Origin of the sequence: Pseudomonas sp. EA_35y_Pfl2_R5 (assembly GCF_963970805.1) — a bacterium.
Classification (GTDB): domain Bacteria; phylum Pseudomonadota; class Gammaproteobacteria; order Pseudomonadales; family Pseudomonadaceae; genus Aquipseudomonas.
The window spans coordinates 226705-243350 of record NZ_CAXAOW010000001.1 but is presented as its reverse complement, the minus strand read 5'-3'; the positions used below and the strand labels follow the sequence as shown (position 1 = coordinate 243350).

The 16646-nt window shown below is 61.9% G+C and carries 16 protein-coding genes; 10 read left to right on the top strand and 6 right to left on the bottom strand.

All coding sequences use genetic code 11. From position 1 onward, the window contains the following. Positions 1-15: 15 nt before the first annotated feature. The gene (locus tag AACX99_RS01070; RefSeq protein WP_339409000.1) at positions 16-456 is read left to right on the top strand and encodes a DUF2269 family protein; all 441 of its coding nucleotides are present in this window, start codon (positions 16-18) and stop codon (positions 454-456) included. A 64-nt stretch (positions 457-520) separates the two neighbouring features. Here AACX99_RS01070 and AACX99_RS01065 read toward each other — a convergent pair whose 3' ends face one another. Further along, positions 521-1174 carry an HAD family hydrolase gene (locus AACX99_RS01065; RefSeq protein ID WP_339408999.1) on the bottom strand — a complete coding sequence of 218 codons (654 nt, stop codon included), beginning with the start codon at positions 1172-1174 and terminating at the stop codon, positions 521-523. A 154-nt stretch (positions 1175-1328) separates the two neighbouring features. Here AACX99_RS01065 and AACX99_RS01060 point away from each other — a divergent pair, with 154 nt between their 5' ends. Further along, positions 1329-1808, top strand: coding sequence for an RNA pyrophosphohydrolase (locus AACX99_RS01060; protein WP_339408998.1), 480 nt, complete (start codon positions 1329-1331; stop codon positions 1806-1808). A gap of 18 nt (positions 1809-1826) precedes the next feature. Continuing rightward, positions 1827-4106 carry a phosphoenolpyruvate--protein phosphotransferase gene (ptsP, locus tag AACX99_RS01055; protein ID WP_339408997.1) on the top strand — a complete coding sequence of 760 codons (2280 nt, stop codon included), beginning with the start codon at positions 1827-1829 and terminating at the stop codon, positions 4104-4106. Between the two features lie 18 nt (positions 4107-4124). Here the strand turns inward: ptsP and AACX99_RS01050 are convergent, their stop codons facing one another. Both AACX99_RS01050 and AACX99_RS01045 read right to left on the bottom strand, forming a co-directional pair. Further along, positions 4125-4871: an NRDE family protein gene (locus AACX99_RS01050; RefSeq protein ID WP_339408996.1), complete on the bottom strand. Its 747-nt coding sequence runs from the start codon at positions 4869-4871 to the stop codon at positions 4125-4127. 3 nt (positions 4872-4874) lie between these two features. Then, on the bottom strand, positions 4875-5243 hold the full coding sequence (locus AACX99_RS01045) for a hypothetical protein (RefSeq protein ID WP_339408995.1): 369 nt from the start codon (positions 5241-5243) through the stop codon (positions 4875-4877). A 121-nt stretch (positions 5244-5364) separates the two neighbouring features. Between AACX99_RS01045 and AACX99_RS01040 the strand changes: the two genes are divergently transcribed. From AACX99_RS01040 to AACX99_RS01025, 4 genes are read left to right on the top strand one after another with little or no spacing between them, the layout of a single operon-like run. Further along, entirely contained in the window at positions 5365-6147 is a 783-nt protein-coding gene (locus tag AACX99_RS01040; protein WP_339408994.1) for a sulfite exporter TauE/SafE family protein, read from the top strand. A 9-nt stretch (positions 6148-6156) separates the two neighbouring features. Continuing rightward, complete coding sequence (gene lgt / locus AACX99_RS01035) at positions 6157-6957, top strand: prolipoprotein diacylglyceryl transferase (RefSeq protein ID WP_339408993.1); 801 nt, start codon at positions 6157-6159, stop codon at positions 6955-6957. Continuing rightward, complete coding sequence (locus AACX99_RS01030) at positions 6957-7751, top strand: thymidylate synthase (protein ID WP_339408992.1); 795 nt, start codon at positions 6957-6959, stop codon at positions 7749-7751. Before lgt ends, AACX99_RS01030 begins: the two co-directional genes overlap by 1 nt. A gap of 59 nt (positions 7752-7810) precedes the next feature. Then, positions 7811-8875, top strand: a complete 1065-nt coding sequence (locus AACX99_RS01025) for a transporter substrate-binding domain-containing protein (RefSeq protein ID WP_339408991.1) — start codon at positions 7811-7813, stop codon at positions 8873-8875. An 11-nt stretch (positions 8876-8886) separates the two neighbouring features. Here the strand turns inward: AACX99_RS01025 and AACX99_RS01020 are convergent, their stop codons facing one another. Further along, complete coding sequence (locus tag AACX99_RS01020; protein ID WP_339408990.1) at positions 8887-10263, bottom strand: DUF3482 domain-containing protein; 1377 nt, start codon at positions 10261-10263, stop codon at positions 8887-8889. Positions 10264-10371: 108 nt separating this feature from the next. Then, on the bottom strand, positions 10372-11766 hold the full coding sequence (locus AACX99_RS01015) for a DUF2868 domain-containing protein (protein ID WP_339408989.1): 1395 nt from the start codon (positions 11764-11766) through the stop codon (positions 10372-10374). A gap of 171 nt (positions 11767-11937) precedes the next feature. Between AACX99_RS01015 and AACX99_RS01010 the strand changes: the two genes are divergently transcribed. The 3 genes from AACX99_RS01010 (at position 11938) to AACX99_RS01000 (ending at position 14655) form a co-directional block, all read left to right on the top strand. Further along, on the top strand, positions 11938-13113 hold the full coding sequence (locus AACX99_RS01010) for a GGDEF domain-containing protein (protein ID WP_339408988.1): 1176 nt from the start codon (positions 11938-11940) through the stop codon (positions 13111-13113). 217 nt (positions 13114-13330) lie between these two features. Continuing rightward, on the top strand, positions 13331-13843 hold the full coding sequence (locus AACX99_RS01005; protein WP_339408987.1) for a dihydrofolate reductase: 513 nt from the start codon (positions 13331-13333) through the stop codon (positions 13841-13843). 164 nt (positions 13844-14007) lie between these two features. Continuing rightward, a complete protein-coding gene (locus AACX99_RS01000; RefSeq protein ID WP_339408986.1) occupies positions 14008-14655 on the top strand; it encodes a YitT family protein in 648 nt (215 codons plus the stop codon). 70 nt (positions 14656-14725) lie between these two features. Here AACX99_RS01000 and ilvD read toward each other — a convergent pair whose 3' ends face one another. Then, the gene (gene ilvD, locus AACX99_RS00995) at positions 14726-16573 is read right to left on the bottom strand and encodes a dihydroxy-acid dehydratase (protein ID WP_339408985.1); all 1848 of its coding nucleotides are present in this window, start codon (positions 16571-16573) and stop codon (positions 14726-14728) included. Positions 16574-16646: the final 73 nt, after the last annotated feature.

The following is a 16646-nucleotide window of genomic DNA, read 5'->3' as shown; positions in this document are numbered from 1 at the left end:
GGCAGGAGCTGATCGATGGAACATTACCAACTGCTGAAAATTCTCCACAGCGCACCGGGCGTGCTGTTGTTGCTGGGCGTGCTGGCGCACGTGTTTATGCTGTGGAAGGCGTCGCGTAGTGGCGATCGCGCGGTGCTGCAGCGCAAGCTCAAACGCACCCGGCTGATCAGTTTGCCGGTATTCGGCCTGTTGGCGTTGAGCCTGCCGGTCAGCGGCTGGTGGCTGGTGAATCTGGCGGGCTTCTCGCTGGGGCAGACCTGGTTGCTGGCTAGTAGCGTGCTGTTCGGTGTGCTGGTGTTGTTCGGTCTGCTGCTCAATGGCCGTCTGGGGGTGTGGCAGGCCTTGGGCGACAGCCCTGCACCGGCTAGCCTGCTGCGTTTCTGCGCGGCCTATGCCGGACTGATCCTGTTGCTGTTGCTTGTGATTATGGGGCTGATGGGGGCCAAGCCGGCCTGATCAGGTTCTTAACGCAACGCCAAATAAAAACGCCGCCTGATCAGGCGGCGTTTTTACGGGAGGGTTAGCGCAGTGAGATAACCGGCCAGCCGCGTTTCTCTGCTTCGGCGCGCAGATTGGGATCGGGGTCTACGGCAAACGGGCGGGTGACCTGTTCCAGCAGTGGCAGGTCATTCATTGAGTCGCTGTAGAAGCTGCTATCAGTCAGGCTCAGGCCGGTTTCGCCGAGCCAGCGATTGAGGCGGGTGACCTTGCCTTCCTTAAAGCACGGCACATCGGTGGTGCGTCCGGTGTAGCGGCCGTCGGCCATTTCGCATTCGGTGGCCAGCAGGGTATCGACGCCCAGGCGTGCGGCAATCGGCGCGGTAACAAAACGGTTGGTTGCGGTGATTATCATCAGCTTGTCGCCGGCTTCGCGGTGCTCGGCCAGTAGGGCTTCGCCCTTGGCGAGGATGATCGGCTCGACGCAGTCGCGCATAAACTCGCGGTGCCACTGCTCCAACTGGGCCATTTCTGTGCGGCCAAGAATTTCCAAACTGAAATTCAGGTAGTCGTTGATATTCAGGCGGCCGGCCAGGTAGTCCTGATAGAAGTCATCGTTGCGCGCTTTATAGGCAATGCCGTCGAGGATGCCGCGCTCACACAGGTAATCGCCCCAGGCGTGATCGCTGTCGCCGCCGAGCAGGGTGTTGTCGAGATCGAATAAAGCCAAACGCACGGGAGCACCTTTGATAGCCAGCCACGAAAGGCGGCCAGAATAACGGCTTTTATAAGGCTTTCCTATTACACGGGCCGCTCGCGTTGCTGCTGCCGCGGCCTTTGTGGAACAATGCCTCATGTCTTAAATTTAGGCGTTTACGAGGTTGTGTGCCGTGATCGATTCCGATGGTTTTCGCCCCAATGTTGGCATCATTCTGACCAATGATGTCGGCCAGGTGCTGTGGGCGCGTCGGATAAACCAGGACGCTTGGCAGTTCCCGCAAGGCGGGATCAATGACCATGAGTCGCCAGAAGAAGCGCTGTACCGCGAATTGAACGAAGAAGTAGGCCTGGAGCAGCAGGATGTGAAAATTCTCGCCTGTACCCGGGGCTGGTTGCGTTATCGTCTGCCTCAGCGCCTGGTGCGCACGCACAGCCAACCGCTGTGTATCGGGCAAAAACAGAAGTGGTTTCTCCTGCGTTTGACCGGAACAGAAGATCGGGTGCGCATGGACCTGACCGGCAAGCCGGAGTTTGATGGCTGGCGCTGGGTCAGTTACTGGTACCCGCTGGGCCAGGTGGTGACATTCAAGCGCGAGGTATACCGTCGCGCCCTCAAGGAACTCGCTCCGCGCCTCTTGGCGCGGGACTGACACAGGCTAGAGCCAAGCATGCTCAATACGCTGCGCAAGATTGTCCAGGAAGTAAATGCCGCCAAGGACCTCAAGGCGGCGCTGGGCATTATCGTGCAGCGGGTGCGCGCGGCCATGGGCAGTCAGGTCTGCTCGGTTTATCTGCTTGACCCGGAAAGCAATCGCTTCGTGCTGATGGCTACCGAGGGCTTGAACAAGAAAGCCATCGGCAAGGTCAGCATGGCGCCCAACGAGGGGCTGGTCGGCCTGGTCGGCACCCGAGAAGAACCGCTTAACCTCGAACACGCCTCCGAACACCCGCGCTACCGCTACTTTGCCGAAACCGGTGAGGAGCGTTACGCCTCTTTCCTGGGTGCGCCGATCATTCACCACCGCAAGGTGATGGGTGTATTGGTTATCCAGCAGAAAGAACAGCGTCAATTCGACGAGGGCGAAGAAGCCTTTCTGGTGACCATGAGCGCCCAGCTCGCCGGGGTTATCGCCCATGCCGAGGCCACGGGCTCGATTCGCGGCCTGGGCCGGCAAGGCAAGGGCATTCAAGAAGCCAAGTTCGTCGGCGTGCCGGGCTCGCCCGGTGCTGCTGTGGGTACTGCTGTGGTGGTTTTGCCGCCAGCGGATCTGGAAGTGGTGCCAGATAAAACCGTCTCTGACATCGCCGCCGAGCTGGCCTTATTCAATAACGCCCTGGAAGGGGTGCGCAGCGACATGCGCGCGCTGTCGGCGAAGATGGCCACTCAGTTGCGCCCGGAAGAGCGCGCGCTGTTCGACGTGTACCTGATGATGCTGGAAGACGCCGCTCTGGGTAACGAGGTGGTCAAGGTCATCCGCACCGGCCAGTGGGCCCAGGGCGCACTGCGTCAGGTGATTGGCGAGCACATCAATCGTTTCGAGCTGATGGACGACGCCTACCTGCGCGAGCGCGCCAGCGACGTCAAAGACCTCGGCCGGCGCCTGCTCGCCTATCTGCAGCAGGCGCGTCAGCAAACGCTGGTCTACCCGGACAACTGCATACTGGTCAGCGAAGAGCTGTCGCCGGCGATGCTTGGTGAAGTGCCGGAAGGCAAGCTGGTCGGCTTGATTTCGGTGCAGGGCTCGGGCAACTCGCATGTGGCGATCTTTGCTCGTGCCATGGGCATCCCCACTGTCATGGGCGTGGTCGATCTGCCGTACTCGAAGATCGATGGCATTCAGCTGATCGTCGACGGCTACCACGGTGAGGTATTCACCAACCCCAGCGAAGTGTTGCGCAAGCAATACGCTGAAGTGGTCGAGGAAGAGCGCCAGCTGGCCCAGGGCCTCGACGCGCTGCGTGCCTTGCCCTGCGAAACCCTCGATGGCCACCGTATGCCGTTGTGGGTTAACACCGGTCTACTTGCCGATGTAAAACGTGCCCAGGAGCGCGGCGCCGAAGGCGTTGGCCTGTATCGCACCGAAGTGCCGTTTATGATCAAGGAGCGCTTCCCTAGCGAGAAGGAACAGCTGGCGATTTATCGCGAGCAGCTGGCCGCCTTCCATCCGCTGCCGGTGACCATGCGCAGCCTGGATATCGGTGGCGACAAGGCGCTGAGCTATTTCCCGATCAAGGAAGATAACCCCTTCCTCGGCTGGCGCGGCATCCGCGTGACCCTCGACCACCCGGAAATCTTCCTGGTGCAGACCCGCGCCATGCTCAAAGCCAGTGAAGGGCTGAATAATCTGCGCATCCTGCTGCCGATGATTTCCGGCATTCAGGAGCTGGAAGAAGCGCTGCACCTGATTCATCGCGCCTGGGGTGAAGTGCGCGACGAAGGCACCGATGTACCGCTGCCACCGGTCGGGGTGATGATCGAGATTCCAGCGGCGGTTTATCAAGTGCGCGAGCTGGCGCGGCAGGTCGACTTCCTCTCGGTCGGCTCGAATGACTTGACCCAGTACCTGTTGGCCGTGGACCGTAACAACCCGCGGGTCGCCGATCTCTACGACTTCCTCCACCCTGCGGTGTTGCAGGCACTGCGCCTTGTAGTGGCCGGCGCGCATGCCGAAGGCAAGCCGGTGAGTATCTGCGGTGAGATGGCCGGTGACCCGGCGTGCGCCGTGTTGTTGATGGCTATGGGCTTCGATGGCCTGTCGATGAACGCCACCAACCTGCCCAAGGTGAAATGGCTGCTGCGGCAGATCAGCATGGGCAAAGCCCAGGAGTTGCTCGGCCAGGTGATGGGCATCGACAATCCGCAGGTGATTCATAGCACCCTGCAACTGGCCCTACGCAACCTTGGCCTGGGTCGTATGATCAATCCGGCATCGGATATTCAGGCCTGAGACTTGCTGATCTCCACATCAGCAAGTCAACACAGCCTCTCCCAGACATACACCATGGCTGCCGAACGTACGCTCGGCTAGCACGCGGCTGCCGTCAGCATTAACGACCAATGCGGTGCTGGCGCGGGTGCCGTAGGTGACGCTGGCAATAAATATGCTGGACAACAGGCGTTCGCCGGTCAGGCCGATGCCGGTTTGTGGTAGCTCGGCGTCCGTCGCGCGGGTGGGGTCGGCCAGCAGCTTGAGCAGCATCTGCGGGTGTGGCTCATGCAAGCCATTGTGCAGCGCCTGCTTGGCCCGCTGCAGCTTGGGCCAAGGCGTGTCCAGGTCAGCATTCGACAGACCGTATACGCCTTCTGCCAGGGGCCTGGCGCGTCCTGTCAGGGAATTGAAGTGCCAGAGCTGCTGGCTGTCACCGAGCAGCAGGTTGAAGCCACTGTAGTGCCGGCGTTGTTCGTGCAGCTCATGCAGAAAATCTTCGATGCTGTGGTTGCTGGTGAGAAAGGCTACCGGCAGCTCGCCCCGTGAGCGGTTGCCTTGAGCCTGTCCGGGGTCGCGAATATTCGTCAGGGCGGCAAAGCGCCCGCCAGGGCCGACGCCTAGCCAGGTGCCGCCGGCCTGCAGGTCGCGACCGGCTATCACCCCCGGTACATCGGGCCACTCGGCCAGGGGCTGGCCCGGACGCTCATAGAACTCATCACGGTTGGCGGCCAGCAGCAGTGGCTGGGCATGGCCCGGGCGCCAGGCCAGGACAATCAGGCACATGGATTAGCTCCTTAACTTAGCCAGCACGCCGGCGTTGTCCAGCTCGTTGCCCAGGTGCAGGCGCACCTTGCGCGCGCCGCAGCCGAGGCCAAGTTCCAGCAGGATGCGCTCTTCGACCTGCGACAGGCCTCCCTCCAGGTGCTCCAACGGTTGAATCAGCAGCTGCGGCGGCCGGCTCAGGCGCAGAAAACGCTTGGGTAGGATTTCATCGATGCCGCGCTGCAGCAGTTGCTGCGCCGCGGCAAAATCTGCCACCAGCAGGCGCTGATTACTGAACGCGGGATCAGCCTGCAGGTGCAGCGTGCGGTCACTTTGCAGATGCGTCAGGTGCATCTGGTTACAGCTCAGTTTCAGGTACAGGGTCGGGCGCATGTTGGTGTATTCCACAAGCGATGTTGGCACTTTACGCAAAGCTCGGGCGGACATCCATCGCGCAAAGTAGAGTCCGGCCCTGTGCATCCGTTACCATGCCGGATTGTTTGCGGGGGTGCTGATGGAACTGCTGCTGTATTTGGTCCTGGGGGCTGCAGCTGGAACGCTTGCCGGGTTATTTGGCGTCGGCGGCGGCATTATCATCGTGCCGGTGTTGGTGCTGAGTTTTGCTGCTCAGGGTTTTGATCCGGCGATTTTGACGCACCTGGCGGTAGGCACTTCGCTGGCGACCATCATCTTTACCTCGATCAATTCGGTGCTTGAACATCAGCGTAAAGGCGCTGTGCTGTGGCCGGTATTTGCCTGGATGACCCTGGGGATTTTGCTTGGCGCGGGGCTTGGCGCGATGACCGCCGCCGCGATTCAAGGGCCGCTGCTGCAGAAGATCATCGGCGTATTTGCGATCATCATCGCCGTGCAAATGGCGCTGGAGTTGAAACCCAAAGCCGGCCGCGCTGTCCCAGGCAAGCCCGCGCTGGCCCTGGCTGGTGGTGTGATTGGTTGGGCCTCGGCGATTTTCGGGATTGGCGGTGGTTCATTGAGCGTGCCGTTTCTGACCTGGCGCAGCGTGCCAATGCAAAAAGCCGTGGCCACCTCGTCGGCCTGCGGCTTGCCGATTGCGATAGCCAGTGCCCTGAGTTTTATCTGGCTGGGCTGGGATAAACCGGCGTTGCCGGAGTGGAGCTTGGGTTTTGTTTACCTGCCGGCGTTGGTCGGTATTGCCATCCCCAGCATGTACTTTGCCCGTGTCGGCGCACGCTTGGCGCACAAGCTGTCGCCGCGCCTGCTCAAGCGTCTATTTGCCCTGCTGCTGTTTAGCGTGGGCCTGAGTTTTCTGATCTGAGGAACTGAAATGCTGCCTTACCCGCAGATTGACCCGGTTGCACTGGCCCTCGGCCCGCTGAAAATCCATTGGTACGGCCTGATGTACCTGATCGGTATCGGCGGCGCTTGGTGGCTGGCCTCGCGCCGGGTCAACGCCTTCGCGCCAACCTGGAACAAGGAGAAGCTCTCCGACCTAGTGTTCTGGGTGGCTATGGGGGTGATCCTCGGTGGCCGTCTCGGTTATGTGCTGTTCTACGATCTGGCCGCCTATATCGCGGAGCCGGTGCGCATGCTGCGTATCTGGGAAGGCGGCATGTCGTTCCACGGCGGCTTGATCGGCGTAATGCTGGCCACTTGGTGGTTCGGCAAGCGCAACAACAAGAGCTTCTTCGAGCTGATGGACTTTATCGCCCCGCTGGTGCCGATCGGCCTGGGCGCCGGGCGCATCGGCAACTTCATTAATGCCGAACTGTGGGGCAAGGCCACCGATGTGCCTTGGGCGATGATCTTCCCCACCGACCCGCAGCAGCTGGCGCGCCATCCTTCGCAGCTGTATCAGTTCGCACTGGAAGGCGTGGCGCTGTTTACCATCCTCTGGTTCTACTCGCGTAAGCCGCGGCCGACCATGGCGGTGTCCGGCATGTTTGCCGTGTGCTACGGAATCTTCCGTTTTATCGTCGAATTCGTCCGCGTGCCGGATGCCCAGCTCGGTTATCTGGCCGGCGGCTGGCTGACCATGGGCCAGGTGCTTTGCGTGCCGATGGTCCTCGGCGGCCTGGGCTTGATCGCCTATGCCTACAAACGTCAGGCTGCACAGGAGGCCGTGTAATGCAGCAGTACCTCGACCTGATGCGCCTGGTGCGCGACACCGGCACCTTCAAGAGTGACCGTACCGGCACTGGCACCTACAGCATCTTCGCCCATCAGATGCGTTTCAACCTGGCCGACGGCTTTCCGCTGGTGACTACCAAGAAGTGCCACCTGAAGTCGATCATTCACGAGCTGCTGTGGTTCCTCCAGGGCGACACCAATATCCAGTACCTGAAGGACAACGGTGTGCGTATCTGGGACGAGTGGGCCGACGAAAACGGTGACCTCGGCCCGGTCTATGGCTACCAGTGGCGCAGCTGGCCGGCGCCGAACGGTGAGTCGATCGACCAGATCAGCAAGCTGATCGAGATGATCAAGAAGAACCCGGACTCGCGCCGCCTGATCGTCTCCGCCTGGAACCCTGCGCTGGTCGAGCAGATGGCCCTGCCGCCGTGCCACGCCCTGTTCCAGTTCTACGTGGCCGACGGCAAGCTCAGCTGTCAGCTGTATCAGCGCTCGGCGGATATCTTCCTCGGCGTGCCATTCAATATCGCCAGCTATGCGCTGCTGACCTTGATGGTCGCCCAGGTCTGCGGCCTGCAACCGGGCGACTTTGTCTGGACTGGCGGCGACTGCCACCTATATGCCAACCATATCGAGCAGACCGATCTGCAGCTGAGTCGCGAGCCGCTGCCGCTGCCGGTGATGAAGCTCAATCCTGATGTGAAGGACATTCTGGCCTTCAAGTTTGAGGATTTTGAATTGCTGGGTTATCAGGCGCATCCGCACATCAGTGCGCCAGTGGCGGTCTGATCCCCGGATGACGCGGCAGTTTTTGTTACCCTGAGGTTTTTTAGTTGGGGGAACAACGCATGCCGAGAGTCCTGATCGTCTTGTGGCTCATGCTGCTGGGGCTGAATGCCGTGGCTGCAGAACCGAGCGAGCCAGTGCTGCGTGTGGGTATCACCGAGGTGCCGCCATTCGTGGTCAAAGAGCCGGATGGCAGCTGGCGTGGCATCAGTATCGACTTATGGAACACCGTTGCTGAGCAAGCAGGCTATCAGTTCGAGCTGCTGCCCATGCCGTTCGAGCGGCTATTGCCGAGCCTGGAAGAAGGCAAGCTGGATGTAGTGGTCGGCGCATTGACCATGACTGCCGAGCGTGAAGACCGTTTTGACTTTACCCACGCTTTTTATCGCACCGGCTTGGCCATTGGCGTGCCATCGGTCAGTGAGGGCGGTTGGACTGTGCTCAGAGGGTTGTTGTCCTGGCAGTTTCTCAGTCTGATTTTTGGCTTGGCCGTATTGCTGTTGCTGGTCGGGGCCCTGCTTTGGGTATTCGAAAGACACAATAACCAAGCGCAGTTTGGCGGCACCCCGGTGCAAGGCCTGGGCTCCAGTTTCTGGTGGGCGGCGGTGACGATGACCACCGTGGGTTATGGCGATAAAGCCCCGGTAACCTTGGGCGGGCGCTTGGTTGGGCTGGTGTGGATGTTTGCGGGCTTGATCATGGTGTCGACCTTCACTGCTGCTGTCGCAAGCATGCTTACTGTGGGGAACCTGCAAGGGGGCATCCAGGGCGCTGAGGATTTGCGCCGCGCCCATGTGGCGAGCGTCGAAAATACTTCAGGTGCGCTCTATCTGGAGAATCAGCGTATTCGCCACAGTAACTATCCGAATCTACTGGCTGCCATGCAGGCGGTGCAGCAAGGTGACGCTGAAGCCGTGGTGTATGACCTGCCGATCATGCAGTACCGCAATGGCGAGCTGAACCAGGGTGGTCTGCGACTGCTGCCGGGCACGTTCGAGAATCAGTCCTACGCGTTTGCCCTGGCCAGTGGCAGCCCCTACCGGGAACGCATCAATCTGGAATTGCTGCGGGCCGTCAGTGAGGATGATTGGCTCAAGCTACAGCGACTTTATCTGGGCATGCCTTGAGCGGCGGCAGGCTATTCGTCGCCTAGCAAGGTGGTGGCCAGTGCGCTGAGTTGTAACGCCCGCTCGCTCTGCTCAAGCTGTGCTGCCGGGTTGAGCGATGACCACTCTGGGTGGGCGCGGGCCTTGTGCAGTGCGCCGGGTAGTTTGCTTTCACGCCAGCTGACGTCCTGGGGAGTGGCCAAGGCTATGGCGTCCACAGCTGCATGGCCGCGGGCTTCCAGTGCTTGCAGCAGTTGCTGCTGTCGCAGGGCGAGCAGGCGCAGCACGGCGTCGTCGACCGTTAACTCGCGTTGGCCCTTGAGCTTGCCTTTCAGTCGCGCGCCATAGCCGCGCAGGGTTTGTGCGCCGCCGCCCAGCAGCGCACCCGCGACGGCCGCTGCGCCGAGGGTGATGCCGCCGACAAGCAGGTCGATGCCGACTCCGGTGGCCGCCCCCGCCGCCATACCGCCGCCGATATTGATGCCGAGCTGCTTGAGGGTTTCCGGATTGAACAAATCGTCACCCCAGCGGCCGTCGAGCAACGGCAGCTCGGCGGCCTTGGCATCGTCCTTGCGGAAGGCGTACAGGCGCAGCAGCGCTTCGACGCAGTGTTGCTCACGTTGGCGGACGACCTCGCGCAGCTCGCGGATCGCCGCCTGCTCCAGTGCCGGCTCGGTCACCACGCTACGGCGGCAGGCGGCGCAATCGAGCAGCAGTTCGGCGATCAAGCGGGCGGCGGCACTGCGCCGGGCCTGGCGTTGCGCCTGATGGTCGTCAATCAGGCGCTGCAGTTGTGGCCGGGCTTTTTCCTGCAGCAGTGCCAGGCTGTCGTACAGGCGGCGTTCGCCATCCAGCGGTGGCGCCACGCTGTCGAAGCACACTAGGGCATGTAGTCCTAGGCGGGCCAGGGCGGCGCGCCAGTCCGGCTCACGGTGTTGGCTGCTGTTGACGAAATTCAGTACTGGCAGCAAAGGCCGGCCGCACATGGTTAGCACTGCTAGTTCGTCGCGGTATTTGGCCAGCACCGGCTCGCGCGCATCAATCACATAGAGCCCTGAGTCAGACGCTAGCAGTTGGCGCAGCACCTTGGCTTCCTGCTCGAAACGCTGGCGCGCTTCGCTGCTGTCGAGAAAGCGTGCCAGCCGCGCCGGGCCGTCGAGGCGTTCACCGGGGCGATCCAGGCGCTCCAGATAATCCAGCAGAGCGATGGCGTCTTCCAGGCCAGGCGTGTCGTACAGCTCCAGCAGCGCTTCGCCCTCTACTGACAGGCGCGCTCCTTCGACATGGCGGGTGGTGCTGGGGCGATGGGATACCTCGCCGAAGCCGACGTCGCGGGTCAGGGTGCGCAGCAGCGAGGTCTTGCCGACATTGGTGTGGCCGACCACGGCGAGTTTCAGTGGATGGCTCATCGTAGGCTCCGTAGGGTGGCTGGCGCTTTACCCATCCAGCAACCACGATGGTGAATGAAAAAGGCGTCATCCACCCTGCCCAGGTCGCATAGCCTGCATTGATCGATATCAGTCATGGCCATGCTCCAGCCAGCTGAACGGCGCGCTGTCGCTATAGCTCAGCTGCAGTCGTTCCAGTGCGCGGTGCCAGTCGCCCAAACGGGCACTGTCCAGCGCTTCGCCGGGCGGCGGTGGCAGTAGCCAGATGCGCGTGGCAGCTGCGCTGCGCGCCAGTTCGCCGAGCAGCGCCAGGCTGCCGCGGTCTGGCGAGCGGCGCGGGTCGCAGGCAATCAGCAGGCGGGCCGGGGGGAAGCGGTTGAGCTGGTCGAGTAACTGATTGCGCTGCTCGCGGCTGTCGATCACCCCGGCATCGCCGATGCCCTTGGGCAAGGCGGGTGGCCAGCTGCGCTGTGGGTCCAGTTCGATCGCCACCAGTAGCGCTCCCTGGCTTTCTGCTACGTGACTGCCAGTCTGAGGTTGATGCAGCTGCGCTGGTGCGGCATCGCAAACGCCGAGGCGTTCGCTGCTCGGCTGCAGGTGTTCGCGTAGCAAGCTGTAGCCCGGCAGGCTGAGGTCCAGGCTCAGCGCTGCACAGCCTCGGCGCCAGCGCCACAGGCACAGCATTAGTAGGCCTAGGCGCGGAAGCACGCCGTAAACCACCAGCACGCCCATCAGCCAGCCGGCCCAGCTTAGCCGCGCGCTTTCATTCGCCAGGGCACTGTCGCCGCTGGCGCGGATCAGCTCGGCATCCGGCAGGCTGAAACCAAGGAGTGCGGGCAGGCTGCCGATGGCCTGGGTCATGGCGATAAAGCTGTCACCGCCGAGCAGGGTGCTTTCCCAAACGAAGCCGTAACGGCGGGTAGCCAGCAGGGCCAGCAGGGTCAGCAGCGCGGTAAGCAGTGTCAGCAACCAGAATCCCTGTACCAGTACGCCCAGGCCCCAGCGGCTCAAACGCTGGCGCTGTAACATCAGCAGCAATGCAGGTGCCAGTTGCGCCGCCTGGGCGTCGCGGGCGAGTTTGGCGCTCAGCCATAACCACAGATGGCCGAGGGGGCCTGCGCTATCGCGGCTTAGCAGCAGCCCCAGCGCCCAACCCAACAGCAGGAGCAAATTTAGCCCGAGCAGGCTGCCCAGGGCCCAGAACACGTTGACCGGTCGCAGGCCGTCACCCAATGCCGCCACCGCCAGGCCGCTGCCACTGAGGATGGCCAGCAGTACCAGCAGCAATCCAGCCAGACGCGCGCCCTGTAGCCAGTGCTGCAGCGCCTGCACCTGGCCGTCACGTTCGGCAAGCATCCAGGCGCGGGCCTGGATGCGTTCGCTAAGAGTACCGCCCTGGGCCTGGACGCGGCGGTTGGCTTCGCTGTCTTCCAGCGAGCCGGCATGTTCCTCGCGCAGGCGGATGGTTTCACTGATCCAAAGGCGCTGCAGGCGGCTGGGCGTGGGTTGATCGAGTGGGCTCACGCGGTGTTCCATAAACGGGTGGAAGCCAGAGCATAACCGCAGCGGCCGGCACATGGCACAGTTGCGCTCGCGTGTACTCCGCAGGTCAGTCCAGCTAGGCTGATGGCAGTGGGCGGCCGAATGCCTCGGTCAGCGGCTGCTGAATGCATAACAATAAAAGCGAGTGCCATCGTGAAGTTACCGCACCTGGAGTGGGTCAATCAGGATTCGCCGTACCTGCGTCAGCACCAGCAGGGCTTTCGCGCGCTGAGTTTTGACGATGAACTGGAGCAGGCGTTCAAGCGCTATCACGCCAATGTGTTCCTGCGACGCATGCGTTGGTCATTGCTGGTTGCGACGCTGCTGGCGATGCTGTTTGTGCTGCTGGATGCGCTCAACCTGCCGGACCCACTGCGTGGACGGATACTCGCCCTGCGCCTGGGGGTGATTCAGCCGATGCTGCTGTTGGCCTGGTTGGCCACCTATCGGCCGGGCTTGCGTGATCACTTGCAGTTGATCGGCGGGGTTGTGGCGTTGCTCTCCGGGTTGGCCGTGGCGGGCATCATCGGTCTGGCTCGCCACCACAGCTTTGCCTTGCCCTACGAGGGCATCATCCTGGTTACCGTGTTCTTCTATTTCCTCACTGGCCTGCGCTTTACCACTGCCGTGTTGTGCGGCTGGCTGACCTTTGTGGCGTATCTGGCGGTGGAACTGGGCACCGGCCTGGCCGGGGAGGCGCTGCTAAACAATGCCTTGTTTCTCGCCCTGGCCAATATCATCGGCTCGGTGGGCTGCTATTCCCTGGAATATGCCACGCGGCAGAATTTCCTCGCCCATGGCCTGCTGCAGGACCTGGCCGAGAAGGACTTCCTTACCGGGCTGCTCAACCGCCGCGCCTTTACCGAGCGTGCCGAGCGCAGCTGGCGTCAGGCGCAACGGGAAAAGCAGACCCTGGGCGTGGTGATGATGGATGTGGACTTCTTCAAACGTTACAACGACCACTATGGCCACGCCGCCGGTGACGAGGCGTTGCGCCAGGTTGCTCGAGTGATCGGCGAGCATGCGCGGCGGCCGCTGGATTGCGCTGCGCGTTATGGCGGCGAGGAGTTTGTGGGGGTCTGGTATGGCCTGGATGAAGTACAGCTGCTGGCGATTCTGCAGGATATCCGCAGCAATATCGAAGCCTTGGGCCTGACGCATGCCCATTCGGATGCCGCCGGCGTGATCACGCTGAGCATCGGCATGGCCTACCTCACCCCGCAGCCGCATCAGGGCCTGAGTGATGCCCTACGCTTGGCGGATGTTGCGCTCTACCTGGCCAAGGAGCAGGGGCGAAACCGCGTGGTGGGTAAGCGGCAGGATGGTTAAGCGAACTGAACGGCGAACCGGTTAACGACCTGTTGTGCGTCGGCCCTGCCGCGTTAGAAACAGGCTCGAATGCGAGCCCAGTCGGAATGCTCATGTACAACTCCTACACTGCGCTTCCTCGCCTGTTTCTGCCTTGCATGGCTCTGGCTCGCAAGATCGTGAACCGGTTCGGGGGGAAGGCTTCAATGATCGCTACGCAGACGGTATTCTCGCGCCTATGAAAAATTCCCTGCCTCTCTGCATGATCGCCGCCCTCGCGGAAAACCGCGTAATTGGCCGCGATAACCAACTGCCCTGGCACCTGCCGGCGGACCTCAAGCACTTCAAGGCGCTGACCCTGGGTAAGCCGATCATCATGGGTCGCAAGACCTGGGATTCCCTCGGCCGCCCCTTGCCGGGCCGGCTTAATCTGGTGGTCAGCCGTCAGCCGGATCTGCAGCTGGAGGGCGCGGAAGTCTTTACCAGTCTCGACGCGGCGCTCGAGCGTGCCGAGGTCTGGGCCCGCGAGGAAGACGCCGAAGAGCTGATGCTGATCGGCGGTGCCCAGCTGTACGAGCTGGGCCTGGCTCAGGCCGAACGCTTGTACCTGACCCGCGTCGGCATCAGCCCGCAGGGCGATGCCTACTTCCCCGAAGTGGTCGATGCTGACTGGCACCTGTCTTCCGCCATCGAACACCCGGAAGGGCTTGAGACCCCCGGCTATGTGTTCGAGGTGTGGGATCGCAAATAGTCCGTTCGGGCTGAGCGTTTCAGTGCTGCATTGATCTCCGCCAGGGTGGGCGCCGCTTTGGCGTGTCACCCTGCGCGTTGTTGTGTCGCGCTAACCCATGCCAGGCGATGTCTTGCTGGCCGCTACGCTGTCTATTGTCGTTTGCCCTCTACAGGTTGTTCCCCATGCATGACGCTGATACCGATCACGCCGAGCTGGATCGTATTGCCGCGATCTTTATTCGTCACCCTCTCTGGGAAGATGGCCTGGCGCTGTTGTTGGGCACTGCTATGGTGGCCTTGGGCATTACCTTCTACAGCCAGGCGGGCCTGCTCACCGGGGGCACCGTGGGTTTGGCTTTTCTGATGAAGTACCTGCTTGGTTGGCCCTTCGGTCTGGTGTTTTTTCTGATCAACCTGCCGTTCTACGCCCTGGCCATCTGGCGCATGGGCTGGCCTTTTACCCTGCGCACCTTCTGCGCGGTGGGGATGGTCTCGCTGCTGGCGGAGTTGACGCCGCAGTGGATTGGCTTCACTCATCTGAATGTGGTCTATGCCGCGTTGTTCGGTGGTTTCGCCATGGGCCTGGGCTTACTGATGCTGTTCCGTCATCGCGCCAGCTTGGGTGGCGTGAATATCCTTGCGCTGTATCTACAGGAGCGTTTCGGTCTGCGCGCCGGCAAGGTGCAGATGGGCATCGATGTGCTGATTGTTCTTGGGGCGGTCATGGTGGTGCCGCTGGACAAGGTGGCGCTGTCGATCCTCGGCGCGTTGGCGCTGAATATGGTGCTGGCGATCAATCACCGCGCCGGGCGTTATATGGGGGTGAGTTAGCGGCCTATCGAGTCCTGAAAGCAAAAAGCCCGGTACTCAGTACCGGGCTTTTTGCTTGTACGGATGCGTGTTACGGCATCAGCTTGTCCAGCATGACCTTGTCGCGTACAGCGCCCTTGTCGGCGCTAGTAGCAAGCAGGGCGTAGGCCTTCAGTGCAGTGGTCACTTTACGTGGGCGCACTTCAACTGGCTTCCAGCCCTTCTTGTCCTGCTCGTGGCGGCGATGGGCGATCTCTTCATCGCTGACCAGCAGGTTGATGGTGCGGTTAGGGATATCGATCAACACCTTGTCGCCATCCTTGACCAGGCCGATGGCACCGCCAGCAGCGGCTTCCGGTGAAGCGTGACCGATGGACAGGCCCGAGGTGCCGCCGGAGAAACGCCCGTCGGTGAGCAGAGCACAAGCTTTGCCCAGGCCTTTGGATTTCAGGTACGAGGTTGGGTAGAGCATTTCCTGCATGCCCGGACCACCTTTCGGGCCTTCGTAGCGGATGATGACGATATCGCCTTCCTTCACCTCGTCGGCGAGGATGCCGCGCACGGCGCTGTCCTGGCTTTCGAAGATCTTCGCGGTGCCTTCGAAGACATGGATGGATTCATCGACGCCGGCGGTTTTCACCACGCAGCCGTCGAGGGCGATATTGCCGTAGAGCACGGCCAGGCCGCCTTCTTGCGAATACGCATGCTCGACGCTGCGGATACAGCCGTTTTCGCGGTCGTCATCCACCGTGTCCCAGCGGGTGCTTTGGCTGAACGCGGTCTGCGTCGGGATGCCGGCCGGGCCTGCACGGAAGAAGGTGTGCACGGCTTCATCGTCGGTCTGGGTGATGTCCCATTTGGCGATGGCCTCGGCCATGGATTTGCTGTGCACGGTCGGCAGATCGGTGTGCAGCAGGCCGCCACGGGCCAGCGAGCCAAGGATGCTGAAGATACCGCCGGCGCGGTGCACGTCTTCCATATGGTACTTCTGGATGTTCGGTGCCACCTTGCACAGCTGCGGCACTTTGCGCGACAGACGGTCGATATCGCGCAGGTCGAAATCGACTTCGCCTTCCTGCGCGGCGGCCAGCAGGTGCAGGATGGTGTTGGTTGAGCCACCCATGGCGATGTCCAGGGTCATGGCGTTTTCAAACGCCTTGAAGTTGGCGATATTGCGCGGCAGCACCGACTCGTCGCCTTCACCGTAATAGCGCTTGCACAGCTCGACGGCGGTACGGCCGGCCTGCAGGAACAGCTGCTCGCGGTCGCTGTGGGTGGCCAGGGTCGAACCATTGCCCGGCAGGGCCAGGCCGAGGGCTTCCATCAGGCAGTTCATCGAGTTGGCGGTAAACATGCCGGAGCAGCTGCCGCAGGTCGGGCAGGCGCTGCGCTCGTATTCGGCGACTTTCTCGTCACTGGCCGAATCGTCGGCGGCGATCACCATGGCGTCAACCAGGTCCAGGCCGTGGCTGGCCAGCTTGGTTTTACCGGCTTCCATAGGCCCACCAGACACGAAGATCACCGGGATATTTAGGCGCAGGGATGCCAGCAGCATGCCGGGGGTGATCTTGTCGCAGTTACTGATGCAGACGATGGCGTCGGCGCAGTGGGCGTTGACCATGTATTCCACGGAGTCGGCGATGATTTCACGGCTCGGCAGCGAATAGAGCATGCCGTCGTGGCCCATGGCGATGCCGTCGTCGACCGCGATGGTGTTGAATTCCTTGGCCACGCCGCCGTGTTTTTCGATCTCGCGGGCGACCAGCTGACCCATGTCCTTTAGGTGCACATGGCCGGGCACGAACTGGGTGAAGGAGTTGGCGATGGCGATGATCGGCTTCTTGAAGTCTTCATCCTTCATCCCGGTGGCACGCCACAGGGCGCGGGCGCCGGCCATGTTGCGGCCGTGGGTGGAGGTTTTTGAGCGGTAATCGGGCATGACACGGTTCCTGCGGTTAATCAGGTGATGTTCGTATGGTGAGCGTCGACTGCACCGGATGCAAACGGGAGAT